Origin of the sequence: Streptococcus infantis, from assembly GCF_001579645.1 — a bacterium.
GTDB classification, from domain to species: Bacteria; Bacillota; Bacilli; order Lactobacillales; family Streptococcaceae; genus Streptococcus; species Streptococcus infantis_E.
This window is the reverse complement of sequence record NZ_KQ970818.1, coordinates 179,795-194,480: the sequence shown is the minus strand read 5'-3', so window position 1 is coordinate 194,480 and position 14,686 is coordinate 179,795. Positions and strand designations below refer to the sequence as shown.

At 40.9% G+C, this 14,686-nt stretch carries 13 protein-coding genes; 1 reads left to right on the top strand and 12 read right to left on the bottom strand.

The genetic code is table 11. The features are described 5' to 3' along the window. Position 1 precedes the first annotated feature (1 nt). The 6 genes from SINDD18_RS01025 to SINDD18_RS01000 form a co-directional block, all read right to left on the bottom strand. Complete coding sequence (locus SINDD18_RS01025) at positions 2-955, bottom strand: class I SAM-dependent methyltransferase (RefSeq protein WP_061862773.1); 954 nt, start codon at positions 953-955, stop codon at positions 2-4. Between the two features lie 103 nt (positions 956-1,058). Then, positions 1,059-2,186: an N-acetylmuramoyl-L-alanine amidase family protein gene (locus SINDD18_RS01020; protein WP_061862772.1), complete on the bottom strand. Its 1,128-nt coding sequence runs from the start codon at positions 2,184-2,186 to the stop codon at positions 1,059-1,061. A 118-nt stretch (positions 2,187-2,304) separates the two neighbouring features. Beyond that, positions 2,305-3,912 carry a CTP synthase gene (locus SINDD18_RS01015; protein WP_000105251.1) on the bottom strand — a complete coding sequence of 536 codons (1,608 nt, stop codon included), beginning with the start codon at positions 3,910-3,912 and terminating at the stop codon, positions 2,305-2,307. A 318-nt stretch (positions 3,913-4,230) separates the two neighbouring features. Further along, a complete protein-coding gene (rpoE, locus tag SINDD18_RS01010; protein WP_061862771.1) occupies positions 4,231-4,806 on the bottom strand; it encodes a DNA-directed RNA polymerase subunit delta in 576 nt (191 codons plus the stop codon). A gap of 292 nt (positions 4,807-5,098) precedes the next feature. After that, complete coding sequence (locus SINDD18_RS01005; RefSeq protein ID WP_061862770.1) at positions 5,099-6,298, bottom strand: ABC transporter permease; 1,200 nt, start codon at positions 6,296-6,298, stop codon at positions 5,099-5,101. Beyond that, positions 6,295-7,188 (bottom strand): ABC transporter ATP-binding protein, encoded by an 894-nt coding sequence (locus tag SINDD18_RS01000; protein WP_061863218.1) that lies wholly within the window; start codon positions 7,186-7,188, stop codon positions 6,295-6,297. Before SINDD18_RS01000 ends, SINDD18_RS01005 begins: the two co-directional genes overlap by 4 nt. 327 nt (positions 7,189-7,515) lie before the next feature. Between SINDD18_RS01000 and SINDD18_RS00995 the strand changes: the two genes are divergently transcribed. Continuing rightward, positions 7,516-8,421: an alpha/beta fold hydrolase gene (locus tag SINDD18_RS00995; RefSeq protein WP_061862769.1), complete on the top strand. Its 906-nt coding sequence runs from the start codon at positions 7,516-7,518 to the stop codon at positions 8,419-8,421. An 88-nt stretch (positions 8,422-8,509) separates the two neighbouring features. Here SINDD18_RS00995 and pheT read toward each other — a convergent pair whose 3' ends face one another. The 6 genes from pheT to SINDD18_RS11145 all read right to left on the bottom strand — a co-directional run. Next, complete coding sequence (pheT, locus tag SINDD18_RS00990; protein ID WP_061862768.1) at positions 8,510-10,915, bottom strand: phenylalanine--tRNA ligase subunit beta; 2,406 nt, start codon at positions 10,913-10,915, stop codon at positions 8,510-8,512. 76 nt (positions 10,916-10,991) lie between these two features. After that, positions 10,992-11,501 (bottom strand): GNAT family N-acetyltransferase, encoded by a 510-nt coding sequence (locus SINDD18_RS00985; RefSeq protein ID WP_061862767.1) that lies wholly within the window; start codon positions 11,499-11,501, stop codon positions 10,992-10,994. Next, positions 11,501-12,547 (bottom strand): phenylalanine--tRNA ligase subunit alpha, encoded by a 1,047-nt coding sequence (locus SINDD18_RS00980; RefSeq protein WP_061862766.1) that lies wholly within the window; start codon positions 12,545-12,547, stop codon positions 11,501-11,503. The genes SINDD18_RS00985 and SINDD18_RS00980 overlap by 1 nt, the downstream gene beginning before the upstream one ends. Positions 12,548-12,825: 278 nt before the next feature. Beyond that, positions 12,826-13,542 (bottom strand): LD-carboxypeptidase LdcB/DacB, encoded by a 717-nt coding sequence (gene ldcB / locus SINDD18_RS00975; protein WP_061862765.1) that lies wholly within the window; start codon positions 13,540-13,542, stop codon positions 12,826-12,828. Between the two features lie 3 nt (positions 13,543-13,545). Beyond that, positions 13,546-14,016 (bottom strand): HIT family protein, encoded by a 471-nt coding sequence (locus tag SINDD18_RS00970; RefSeq protein WP_061862764.1) that lies wholly within the window; start codon positions 14,014-14,016, stop codon positions 13,546-13,548. A 1-nt stretch (position 14,017) separates the two neighbouring features. Then, the coding region (locus tag SINDD18_RS11145; RefSeq protein ID WP_241497299.1) for a M20/M25/M40 family metallo-hydrolase at positions 14,018-14,686 on the bottom strand (669 nt) is incomplete at its 5' end.

The window sequence follows — 14,686 nt, the reverse complement described above, 5'->3', positions numbered from 1 at the left end:
ACTAGATTTCATGTTCTTGACACCAATTTTGAAAATTTTCCTTAAATTCCAACAAAATTTCAGGATCCCGAAGGCTAGTAAGTGGATAAACAAAGGGCTCTGTCCCTTCTCCCACCTTCTTTTGCAGAACAAAAATGGTCTTAGACTGGGCTCCTTGAGCGAATAGATCCTCTGGTAAAGCTATGATAGCGACTAGTTGAGCTTGATCAGTCAGCCAGGATTTCAAGAGGTCACTCTGGGGACTCGTCAAAAGATCTGTTGGAGCAAGGAAAATAGCATAGCCTCCCGTCTTAAGATACTTGAGTGATTGCTCCATTAATAGATGATGAGCGTAAGTATGTTCATCCTTTGCTGCCACTTGGTAACGTGAGGCAATCTGATCGTCTGGGTAGTAGCCAATCGGGAGGTCGCTCACAATAATATCACTTTCTTTTAATACTTGTGGACGTACTGCATCTCCTTGGACAAAGCCCATTTGCAGATCCATAACTTCTGCCATGCTTGCAGCCAGATCGATCAAGAGGTCATCTAGCTCAATCCCAAGGTAATCTACCTTTTTGTTCATGGACGTTAAGAAGCTAGCACCTAGAATTCCCATCCCAGACCCCAACTCTAATAAACTTAGATTCTCAGCAGGCCACAGTTGCTCTATCAGAAAAATCATCAAGTGACCAATGGCATCTGGTGTAAACTGGTGATTTGCTTGGAGAGGTTCTGTTTGCGCTGCCTTCATTAACAAGAATTGGTAGGTTCGTAACCACTCTTCTTTTCGAAGAGCCAATCGTTTTAATGCTTGATTATTTTTCTTGACATCTTCCAGATTTGTCTGACCATCTAGATAGATTCCATTTTGCTCAATCAAGGCATCGTAAAAATTTGTCGTCAAATCATTTTGAATGATTTGGACATTTTCTAGTAAATAGGTATATGCTTGTTCAATTTTTTCAAAATCCATACCCTTATCTTACCAAAAATAATGTCCTTTTTCCAGATTTTCATAATTGTGAAAATGAAAAAAAGAAAATCTACCTCCTCAGTAGACTTTCTCTGTTTAACATTTATTTCCAAGCGCCACTGGCATCTACATAATAGCCATCTGGCGTGCGTGTATTGCTAAGCATATTACCAGATGAAGCCAGATAGTACCACTTACCATTATCTTTGATCCAGCCTGTTGCCATCGCACCTGAATCTTTTAGATAATACCAAGAGCCCTTATCTTTGACCCAACCTGTTGCCATTGAACCTGAGTCTTTTAGATAATACCAAGTACCACCATCATTAAGCCAGCCTGTCGCCATTGAACCTGAGTCTTTTAGGTAATACCAAGAGCCGTTATCATATAACCAATCAGCTGAAATCATAGCTCCGGATGATTTAAAGGCATACCAGCTACTACCTTGATGAAGCCATGTTTGATTAAACATAACCCCTTTATCATCCATAAAATACCAGCTTCCCTGATCCTTAATCCAAGCATCTTTAACTAGTTGTCCTTGTTTTTGATAGTACCAGTTTTGTTTAGATTTTAGCCAGCTTTCTGCTTTTACAATCGGATAAAGTATTTTGAAGGCTCCTGCTCCCCTGTAGGAATGACTAATAACTCCTGGTTTTTGAAGTTTCAATTCTTCATAGTCGTCTGCCCAAGCAAATACTTTTTGACCATTGACAGTCTCTGGTAAGGTAGCAGTGTAGGTCTTGGTTTGATAGTCCCATTTTGCATCAAGGTAGGTGTGTTGATCATTTGATTCGTCAATACGGAAGTAACCACTCTTTCCACCGTCATTATATACATCATCAACTACTTTAGTGGACCAGGTCTTTGTTTCATTTCCACTCTTGGCTTCTACTTTGATATCTCCTCTGTAGCCATAAGGTACGTAGAAATTCAGGTAACGCCCCTCTGTACCGACCATAGACTTGTCCTTTTCTTGACCTAGAAAATTGACAGTCTGATCTTGACCATTTAAAGTGACTTTCCATTCAATTTTTTCGTTTTTGGGCAAATCTAAGACTTTGATATCTACTTCATGTCCATTTTCAAATCGAAGAATTTTGCCATCTTGATACTTAACACCACCCTTAATAACCCACTCTTCTTCAAGCTCGAACGCCTTTCCTGAATGAGGAAAAGCTAGTAAAACTAAACCTGCTAAAGACAAACTAAATAGTGTAATTTTTTTCATGAGATTTCCTCCTGCTTTTATCCATGTTAATTATATCACTATAATATTTTTTTGCAAGTGATATCCTAAATTTATATAGGAAAAACCTCTGAGACGACTCTCAAAGGTTTAATCATGACTATTTACTATTTTCAACCGCTGCTGTTACAAAAGCAGTATAGAGTTCTTCTGGGCGGTTTGGACGACTTGAAAGCTCTGGATGGTACTGACAAGCCACAAAGAATTTGTTTTCTGGAATTTCCACAATTTCTACCAAGCGGTTGTCTGGTGAAACGCCTGAAAAGACAAAACCTGCTCCTTCAAACTGTTCACGGAAAGCATTGTTAAATTCATAACGGTGACGGTGACGACGTTGGACCACTTCTTTGTTATGATAAGCTGCCGCTGCCTTAGAACCACGTTTTAGCTTAGAAGGATAAAGTCCCAAGCGAAGGGTACCACCCATGTCCTCAACATCAATCTGATCACGCATGATATCGATGATAGGGTATTTGGTATCAGGATTTAGCTCTGCTGAATTAGCTCCTTCAAGACCTAAGACATTACGGGCAAACTCGATACAGGTCAACTGCATACCCAAGCAGACTCCAAGCATCGGTACATCATTTTCACGCGCATAGCGAATCGCTTCAATCTTACCTTCTGTTCCACGTTGGCCAAAACCACCTGGAACGATGATTCCGTCAGCGTCAGATAGAAGTTCTGCCACATTGTCAGCTGTCACATCGTTAGCATTGACCCAATCAATCTTCACTTCTGCATCATTGGCATAACCAGAGTGTTTCAAAGCTTCAACTACAGAGATGTAGGCATCTTGTAACTCGACATATTTACCAACAAGTGCAATCTTGACTTGTTTTTTGAGGTTCATAACCTTATCAACCATAGCTGACCACTCTGTCATATCTGCTGCAGGTGCATCTATTTTCAAATGGTCACAGACGATTTGATCCATGCCTTGAGCTTGCAGATTAAGTGGGATTTGGTAAAGATGATCCACATCCAAGGACTCAATGACTGCTTCTGGCGCCACATCACAGAACTGGGCTAATTTATTTTTAATCCCTTGTCCTGCTGGTTTTTCTGTACGAATGACCAACATATTTGGTTGGATTCCCAGACCACGCAATTCTTTGACAGAGTGTTGAGTTGGTTTGGTTTTCATTTCACCAGCTGCCTTGAGGTAAGGAAGCAAGGTCGTATGGATATACATGACATTATCTGCACCCACATCTGCCTTCATCTGACGAAGAGCTTCTAAGAATGGAAGGGACTCGATATCGCCGACTGTTCCACCAACCTCTGTAATAATAACGTCAGAGTCAGTCGTTAGAGCAGCACGCTTGATTTTTTCTTTCAAAGCATCTGTAATATGAGGAATAACTTGGACAGTTGCACCCAAATACTCTCCACGGCGTTCCTTACGAAGAACTTCGCTGTAGATTTTACCAGTTGTCACGTTTGAGTATTTGTTGAGGTTGATATCGATAAAACGTTCATAATGACCCAAGTCCAAATCTGTTTCAGCACCATCATCAGTTACAAAGACTTCCCCGTGTTGGTAAGGGCTCATGGTTCCTGGGTCGATATTGATATAAGGGTCAAATTTTTGAATGGTCACCTTCAAACCACGGTTTTTTAAAAGACGTCCAAGACTCGCTGCAACGATCCCTTTTCCAATAGACGACACCACACCACCAGTGACAAAAATATATTTCGTAGACATAGATTCCTCTTTCTAAAATGCTCAAGGTCTTGTTCACTAACAGGGGATTGAGAAAACAAGACCTTCATCAATAACTACACCCCCAAGAAGAAAAACTTCCCGGAAAAACAAAAATAGCTCCCTAATAACTAGGGAGCTCCGACCTCTAAAAGAGGTGCCCGAACAATATATTACCTCAAAATGAACCATTTGTCAAATAGAACAAATCGTTGACTTGGCATTCTATCTTGCATAACTCATTCAAACTAATACATAAAAAGCTGGATCTAGGAAATCGAGACTTGATAGACCGATTCCAGCTCCAGCACCTTTTTATTTTTATTCTTCCTCTTCTTCAGAGTCTTCGTCGTCTTCTTCATTAAGATCGACTTCTTCATCTAGATCATCTGGGGCGATTTCATTGATTTCAGCATCGTAGGCTTCCACTTCATTCTTCTCATCATCTGGATTTTCATCATCATAAGAAAGAGCTGGATTTTCTTCGTATGCATCCTCATCTTCTGGATCATCTGCACTGTAATCAATAGCATCTGCATCACCATCCATGAAGGCGTTGACACGTTTTTTCTTAGCCTTAGGTGCTACTTCTTCATCATCACTTTCTTCAAGAGCAATGATTTCCTCATCGATTTCATCAACTCCATACCATGAACGAAGACCCCATTTGTTATCTCCAAGTGAGATAAAGCTACCGTCAAAGTTCAACTCTGTGTAGAACAAAGGCAAAGCTTCACGAATATCGCTATTAGAGGTACCGAGATAGTTTTGGATTTCATTAACCAAATCACTAAAATGCATTTCGTGATCACGACCACGGAGTTCCAAGATGGCACGAGCCACCTCAATCATAGATAGTTCACTTTTTTCTTGCCCAGCAAATACTTCTAATTCCAAAGCGTTTCTCCTCATTTTTTACTACTAACGTCAGAGTGAATAAACTCTGATCTCATTTTATCATGTACTCTTTATTGTACGATAATTTTGCCTAATAGTCAAAGGTTTAGGAGAAATAAATGTGAAATATTTCAGCTAATTAATACTCAATGAAAATCAAAGAGCAAACTAGGAAGCTAGCCACAGGCTGCTCAAAACACTGTTTTGAGGTTGCAGATGGACGCTGACGTGGTTTGAAGAGATTTTCGAAGAGTATAAAAGACCTGGGAGATACACTCACAGGTCCGATACTTTATTTATAACTTAAAGCTCGTTTAAAGGTTTTCCAGATCCCCAAATCATCTGTTTGAAGGACCAAACTAGCATACATGCGTCCGATAAAGGCTGTTGCTGTAACTGCAAAAATAACCGTTATAGCAAGCGAAATCCAAGCTTCTAGTCCATTAGCGTATCCATTGATAGCTCTGAAAGGCATAAAGAAGGTTGAAACGAATGGAATGTAAGAACCGATTTTCAAGATCAAATTATCCCCAGAAGTTCCTAAGACAGTTACTCCAATGAAACCTACCATAATCAAAAGCATCAAAGGCGATAAAGCCTTACCAGAGTCTTCAGGTCTTGAAACCATAGAACCTAAGAAGGCAGCTAAGACCACATACATAAAAAGACTAACCAAGACAAACAACAAGGTATTGATCGAAAAGGCCTCTCCCAAGTGATTTAGAATACCTGAATTAGCCAAGATAGGCATATCCTTAAAGAATAAGATAGCTCCAAGACCACCAACGACATAAATACCAATATGAGTCAAAATCACAAGAAGTAAGGCAATCATGCGGGCGTAGAAATAATGGCTAGCACGAATGCTTGAGAAGACCACTTCCATGATTTTGGTTCCTTTCTCGCTGGCTACTTCTTGAGCAGTGACACTAGCGTAAGTAATCAAAATCATATAGAGGAAGAAACCCAGTCCTGCAGCCGCAAAGGTTTGAACCAACTTTTTATTTTCCTTGGCTTCATCAATCTGTTCTGTAAATTGAACCGTTTGAGCCAAGCGTTTTTCCTGTTCCTGAGACAAATTTGCTTCTGAACGGTTGAGTTGGGATTGGAGTTCATTCAACTTAGCGGTCACTGCTAACTTAATGCCACTCTCTAGTGAAGTCTCACCATGATAGACCGCCTTGAGGATACTATTCTCCTGGTCAATGGTCAGATAGCCTTTGATTTTTTCATCCTTGATAGCAGCTTGGGCACTGGCTTCGTCCTGATAATCAAAATTAAGACCGTTGGCTGTTTTAAGACCTTCTGTAACAGTTGGAACCGAGCTAATCACTGCCACTTTATCATTTTGTGCCAAAGACGTTCCTTGGAGATAGCCAATTCCTCCAGACAGACCTAAAAAGAGGAAAGGCGAAATCACCATAAAGAAGAAACTCCACGACTTGACATGTCTTAGATAGGTTTCTTTGATTACAACCCACATATTTCTCATACTTCCACCCCTGATTCTAATTTAAAGATTTCATCGATTGTTGGAGCTTGTTGGTCAAAAGTCGCGATATATTGACCTTGAGTCAAGATTGGGAAGAGTTCTCTACCTGCACTTTCATCATCTAAAATCAACTTCCAACTACCTTGCTTGGTCAAGCTAACCTGTTTAACATGAGGAAGACTCTCCAGTTCTTCCTTGCTTCGTTCACTTGAAACAAAAAGTCGTGTTTTGCCGTATTGATTGCGGACATCTTGAACCGGTCCATGCAAGACCACACGCCCATCACGAATCATGAGAATATCATCACAAAGTTCTTCGACATTGGTCATGACATGGTCAGAAAAGATAATGGTTGCTCCACGCTCTTTTTCTTTCAAGATAACCCGCTTAAGGAGTTCGGTATTGACTGGATCCAAGCCACTAAAAGGCTCATCTAGGATAATCAAGTCTGGCTCATGAATCAGAGTAATGATCAGTTGAATTTTCTGTTGATTTCCTTTTGAGAGACTCTTAATCTTGTCCGTCAGTTTTCCCTTGACTTCCAATTTTTCCATCCATAGAGGGAGTTTTTCCTTGATTTCTTTAGCATCCATACCTTTTAGGGTCGCCAAATAACGAACTTGTTCAAGGACTGTCAATTTAGGCATAAGACTACGTTCTTCAGGGAGATAACCAATGCGAGCATAAGTCTCCTGACGAATATCTTGACCATCAAGCTCAATCTCCCCTTGATAGTCTAAAAATTTCAAAATACTGTGAAAAATAGTTGTTTTCCCAGCTCCATTTTTCCCAACCAGCCCCAAAATACGCCCTGGTCGTGCTTGAAAGTCAACACCAAACAAAACTTGCTTAGGCCCAAAACTTTTCTCTAGATTTCTTACTTCGAGCATCATCCACCTCCGAAATTTATTGCACTCATTATACTCCTTTTTGATAGCTTTTACAATGATTTATGTACATTTTTAAATCTTGATTTTTAAAAGGGTATTTACTGGATTGGGGATTTATCAGCTCTTCGCCAAGTATTTTATTCCCCCAGATTTTTAAGTGATAAATTTATTATACTCATCTCTTGACAAATCTGTCGACTATATCCTGAAATGTCCATTTTTAGTCCTGAATTGTGACTAGCAATCTTCATCATCCTGCCTAGCTTATCGTGCTATTTTATGGTATATTTCTAATAGACTATAGATCATCAAGGCAAGAAATCTGATATGAAAACAAGACTAAAACTCGAACCAAACAACAATAACTTAATCATTTGGGAAGCTGAACAACCAAAAGCCGTTCTTCAGCTTGTACATGGGATGGTTGAATACATAGAACGATATGAAGAATTTGCTCTAGCCATGAATAAAGAAGGCTTTACCGTTATTGGCCATGATCAGCTTGGCCATGGCTATACTGCTCAAAATTCAAGTCAACTCGGAGTTTTTCCAGAATCTCCCGAGAAACTCATCGATGATATTGAAAGAGTAACCTCCTTCATTCAAGGAAGCTATCCAGGACTTCCAATCATCCTTCTAGGCCATTCTATGGGTTCTCTTATGTGTCGCTATTATGTAGCTAAGCGAAAACCACCCATCAATGCCTTAATTATCATGGCAACTGGTCAACAACCTCAATTTCTGACTCGATTTGCTCTCATCCTAACAGAATGCATCCGACTTATAAAAGGAAATAAACACCGTAGTAAACTTCTGACTTATCTATCAACTGATAGTTTTAATCGAAGTATTAAGAATCCTAAAACATCTGTAGATTGGCTCTCGAAAAATGAAGAATCCAACCAAGCTTATCTTAAGGATCCATTCTGTCAATTCATTCCTACTATTCCCATGTACAGATCCATCTTTTACTTCTCTAATCAAGTAGCTAGTAAACAAATGATAGATGAGATTCCAGCTCAACTCCCCATTCTCGTAATTTCGGGACAAGAAGACCCTCTAGGTGAAAATGGTAAAGGTATCAAGAGATTTGTAAAACTCCTAAAGGCTTCACATTCTAAAGTAAGTCTTCGATTAGTTGAAGAGGCTCGTCACGAAATTCTAAACGAGATCAACCGAAATGATACCTATCATTTCATAGCTGATTGGATGACAAAAAATATAGATGGCTAGCCTACTTATAAGTAGTATAAATCATCAGGGTAAAACTTGATGATTTTTTGTACTAAAAAATCCATCCCTTAGGATGGATTTTAGACTGTTAACGCACTTCTGCATTCACTTTCTCTTCAAGAGAAGCTTGGATTTTTTCCATGTAGCGTGCGACTTCTTCGTCTGTCAAGCTATCTTCTGGATTTTGGAAGGTTAGACTATAAGCCATAGACTTCATACCAAGTCCTAGTTTTTCACCTGAGAAGACATCAAAGAGTTTGATATCTGTCAAACGTTTCACGCCTGCAGATTTGATGGCATCAACCACATCTTGGTGAGTCACTTCAGCTTTCAAGAGAAGAGCAATATCACGGCTCACTGCTGGGAATTTAGTAATTTCCACAAATGGAGCTGCTGGTTGAAGAGCTTTCTCGATAGCTGAAAGGTTGAGCTCTGCTACATAAGTTTCTGGAATATCGTAAGCTTTAGCTGTAACAGGATGTACTTGACCGAGGAAACCAAGGACTTGGTCACCGAGTGAAATCAAGGCTGTACGTCCTGGGTGAAGGCTAGCGATTTCAGAGGTTGCTGTATAAGTCACTTCAAGACCCAAGCGAGCAAAGAGAGCTTCCAAAATTCCCTTGGCATAGAAGAAGTCAACTGGTGTTGCCGCAGTTTGGAAGTCTTTTTCAGCAACTAAGCCAGTCAAGGCAAAGGCAAAGCTATTGATTTCATTTGGCAATTCTTCTTTTGGATTACCGATTTGCTCGAAAACTTTTCCAATCTCATAAAGAGCCAAGTTTTTATTCTTACGTGCTACGTTGTAGGCAACTGTATCCAAAATACCTGAAACCATATTTTGACGGAGAACTGAACGTTCCACAGTCATTGGCCACATCAATTCTGTCAAATGACTTGGCTGAATCGTAAACTCGACTGCTTTTTCAGGAGTTGTTAGAGCATAGGTGATAATTTCTGTCAAACCTGCTCCCTCAGCGATGGTACGAACTTGACGGCGGAGTTTTTGTGTCGCAGTCAATTCACCAGCTGTTCCATCATCTTTTGGAAGACTAGTTGGCAAGCGATCATAGCCATAGATACGAGCGATTTCTTCAAAGAGGTCAGCTTCAATAGTAATATCCCAACGACGACGTGGAACGCTAACAGTAAAGCTATCTGCATTTCCAGAAAGGCCAAAGCCAAGACGACGGAAGACATCCTCTACATCCGCGTAGGAAAGTTCAGTACCAAGGACACGGTTAACGTCTGCAAGAGTAGAAGAAACTTCTACATCAGATGTATCCAACTGGCCTGCTGAAACGATTCCCTTCCGCACTGTAGCACCTGCAAGCTCTGCAATCATACTTGCTGCTGCATCAAGGGCTTCGTTAACAGTTGCCACATTGATACCTTTTTCAAAGCGTGAAGATGATTCTGAGCGAAGATTGAGGCGACCACTTGTCTTACGGATAGATTTGCCATTAAAAACAGCAGCTTCAAGAACAACACGACTAGACTTTTCAGAGATTTCTGTAGCCTGACCACCCATGACACCTGCAAGAGCTACTGGTTTGTCAGCTACAGTGATGACTAAGTCATTTGTTTCCAAGTCACGTTCTTCACCGTCCAAGGTTACCAACGTTTCACCTTCACGCGCTTCACGCACACGGATTTCAGTCCCTTCAAAAGTATCCAAGTCAAAGGCATGCATGGGTTGACCAAAGTAAAGCAAGATATAGTTGGTCACGTCGACGACATTGTTAATGGGACGAATACCCTCGTTCATGAGGAGATTTTGCAACCATTGTGGACTTGGTGCAATGGTCACATTGTCCAAGATACGAGCGGCATAGTAAGGGGCCTTGTCTGTATCAATACTGACAGAAAGAGCATCGGCTGCAACTTGGTCTGTTTCTGTTAAAGTAAATTCTTTAAAATTGACTGCCTTGTCATAGATAGCTGCTACTTCGTGCGCTACCCCACGCATAGAAAGAGCGTCTGCACGGTTTGGAGTGATGGAAAGTTCGATGATTTCATCATCCAAGTCTAGGTAAGAGAATACTTCATCACCTGGAATAGCATTTTCTGGCAAGATTTGGATGCCATCTGCAAATTCTTTCGGTACAACGGAGTCAGAAATACCCAACTCACTAAGTGAACAGATCATTCCGAGTGACTCTAAGCCACGGATTTTCCCTTTTTTAATCTTGTAGTTGTCCGCAATGCGAGCACCTGGAAGAGCCACCATAACCTTGATGCCTGCACGCACATTTGGTGCTCCACAGACGATTTGACGGGCTTCTTCTTCACCCACATTGACTTGGCAGACATGCAAGTGTGTTTCGGGCACATCTTCACAAGACAAGACTTCACCGACGACAATTTTTGAGAGACCAGCAGCAGGTGATTCCACACCTTCCACTTCGATCCCTGTAGTTGACATTTTTTCAGCCAACTCTTGTGAGGACACATCAATGTCCACCAATTCTTTTAACCATTTATAAGATACAAGCATAATTTAGTTCTCCAGAATGACAGTTGTCACTCTAGTTTTTTTCCTTTCCTATCATTTCATTAGAAGAATCATCTTCTTACCTTAATTTCTTTTTCAGTAACCAATCCGTATCTACCTTTTGCCCAACCATAAAACGATGTTGGCTAAATTTTTCAAAACCATATCGATTATAAAATGCTTGAGCTTTTGTATTATGCTCCCAAACACCTAGCCAAGCCCAGGAAAAACCATTTTTTTCGGCATGTTCCAGAGCGAATTCAAATAGTTGCTTACCAAGTCCAAATCCTTGATATGTTTGTAGCACGTAGAGGCGTTGAATTTCAAAAGCGTTCTCTAATTCTCTCTCGGTTTGAGCATTTCCCCAGTTTACTTTGAGAAAACCAGCTATCTCCTCTTCATGCATAATGAAATAGGTTTCGGAGTCAGGATTTTCCAACTCAGTTGACAAAACTCTCAGATTATAAGCCTCTTCAAAGTATTCCTGTAACTGCTCTTCCGTATTATCATGAGCAAATGTTTCACGAAAGGTTTGTTTGGCAATTTTTGCCAACACCTCAACATCTGCTATTTCCACTTTTCTAATCATTATTTAAACTGTTCTGAGAAGCGGACATCGCCTTGGTAGAATCCACGGATATCGTTGATTCCGTAGCGAAGCATAGCTACACGCTCTTGACCAAGACCAAAGGCAAAACCAGAGTAAACAGTTGCATCGATACTACTCATCTCAAGGACACGTGGGTGAACCATACCGGCACCCATAATCTCGATCCAACCAGTTTTCTTACATATGTTACAGCCGGCTCCTCCACACTTGAAGCATGAAACATCCACCTCAACAGAAGGCTCAGTGAACGGGAAGTATGATGGGCGCAAACGGATTTGACGCTCTTCACCAAACATTTTTTGTACAATCAACTGGAGGGTTCCTTGAAGGTCAGCCATAGAGATGTTTTTCCCAACAACCAAACCTTCAATTTGGTGGAATTGGTGACTGTGGGTTGCATCGTCTGTATCACGACGGAATACACGTCCTGGTGAGATCATCTTCAAAGAACCTTTTGAAAAATCATGGGCATCCATAGCACGTGCCTGAACTGGAGATGTGTGAGTACGGAGCAAGATTTCTTCTGTGATATAGAAAGTGTCCTGCATATCACGAGCTGGGTGATCCTTTGGAAGGTTCATACGTTCAAAGTTGTAGTAGTCTTTTTCAACTTCAAAACCATCCACTACTTGGTAACCCATCCCGATGAAGATGTCTTCAATTTCCTCACTAGTTTGTGTGAGGATGTGACGGTGACCAGTCGCAACTGGACGACCTGGAAGCGTAACATCAATGCTCTCACTTGCTAGTTGAGCTTCAACTTTCTTTTCTTCCAAGAGCTTAGCTGATTCTTCAAATGCAGCTGTCAAAATATCACGAGCTTCATTGACGTGTTTTCCGATAATTGGACGCATTTCTGCAGAAACGTCTTTCATCCCTTTAAGAATTTCAGTCAGTGATCCTTTTTTACCAAGGACAGAGACGCGCAATTCTTGCAGCTCTTTTTCATTTTCAGCAGAAATCTGCTTCAAGCTAGCTAGCGTTTCTTCACGAAGCGCTTTTAATTGTTCTTCAATAGTTGACATAATTCCTCCATCAGTCTCTCGTAGATAAAAAGAAAACCACATGCCAAAAACTCCACACTCGGAGCGTTGACACGCGGTACCATCCGTTTTTATCTGACAAGTCAGACCTTTATTTCTGAATCCATAGGCAAGTGAATTCACCCAGCTTTCATATAGAGAGCTTTCAGTCACGGCTCTCCTCCCTGATATACTTCCCCTGAGATACTAGTCTTGCAGATTCCTATTTAATTATTATTCATTTTATCAAATTTCAAGCATTCTTGCAAGATGTTTTGCGACTAATCAACATAGTCTCCACCTTCAAAGCCGTAATACTCTTCCAAACTGAGGCCACTTGCAGCGATGTCCTTGGCTTCTTTGCCAACATAGCGAAGGTGCCATTCTTCAGCCATATAGCCTGTTTCTTTTTCCTTACCTTTGAGATAGCGAACGACAAAACCATAGTCTGCAGCATGATCTAAAAGCCATTGGGCAGCTTTTTCTTCTGTCACTAAATCTCCATCTGTACCGATAAGGTCAAATGCTAGACCAGTTTGGTGTTCACTATATCCAGGCCGAGCAAAATAGCGGTCAGCCTCTGCCTTTCCGTCTTTGTTGACATAGTCCTGATAAAGTTGAGTTTGAGTTTCATAACTTCTAAAACCACTATAGTGATCACTAATTGGGAAACCTGCTTCCTGCATAGCAACAATAAGCTTCAACAACTCCGCCTTTGCTGTAGGATTTTCTCCAGGATTATAGTCCTTAGACAAGGGATAATGCTTATTAGCGATAACAATCTCATCGTACTTCCCTTGAACGCTATAGTAATCTCCCTTATTAACTACTTCTGCCTTTTTCTGGCTTGCTTCCTGAGATTTACTACCGACAGTTCCTTCTTGGACGGTTTTTTCTTCAGTTGAAGTCTGCGTTTCTGATGTCGCTGGCTTTTCTTGCGAACAAGCTGCCAATGTCAAGGCTAGCAATCCTGATAATACAAGGTATCTTTTTTTCATTATTTATCCTTTCATTTCTATCATTTGGTCCAAAGTTTCAGATAAGGTTTCAACCAAACCTTCTAATTTGCTTCCCTTAACCTGATATTCTTCAGCGACCATTTCTTCCCAAGAAACCCACCAAACTGGACCACGACCATTAAGACCGTGTCCCTTCATATCACCCTCTCGTCTCGGAAAAATATGCCAGTGGGCATGTGCATCACCGTTTCCCAACAACTCTACATTCATCTTTTGAGCAGAAAAGGCTTTAGAGACAGCTTCTTGGACCAGGCTCATTTCCTCTAAAAATCGTAGTTTGACAGGAGTATCCATATGGTGTAATTCTGTCACATGTTCTTTTGCTAGGAATAAAGTATAGCCTTCAAAATACTGGTGGTCTCCGATGACAACATAGCCTGTTTCCAGTTCTTTTACAAAGTAGGGATTTTCCCCTGACTTAATCCATTCAATTCGTTGGCAAATCAAGCACATCTTAGTCTACCAATCCACTCTTGAGGTAAGCGTCTACCATACGCTCGGTAGCAAGAACAGAATCGATATGAGTCCGCTCGTAAGAGTGACTAGACTCGATACCCGCTCCTAGAAGAGCGTGTTTGACTTCTGCTCCAGCTGACATAGCTGCAGAAGCATCTGAACCGTAAAATGGATAGATATCGAGTTTAAATGGAATGTCTTGGTCTTTTGCCAAGGCAACCATATGTTGACGGAATTCATAGTGATAAGGACCTGAAGCATCTTTGACACAGATAGACACTGTGTACTCATCCGTCTGCTGGTCATCTCCCATTGCTCCCATATCTACCGCTAAATATTCGACAACTTGACTTGGGATACTTGAGTTAGCACCATGCCCCACTTCTTCAAAGACCGAGAAGGCAAAATGCGTAGTGACAGGAAGTTCAATCCCTTCTTCCTTATAGACTTTAAGGAGATTTAGAAGGATAGCTGCACTGACCTTATCATCCAAATGACGCGATTTGATAAAGCCTGTCTCAGTTACGACAGTTCGTGGGTCAAAGCTGATAAAGTCACCAACCTCAATACCAAGTGCGCGTGTTTCTTTTTCATTGGTCACTTTTTCATCCAAACGCACTTCCATATTGTCCTGCGTGCGTTCAGCAGTTCCAGCGTCCTTGTATAC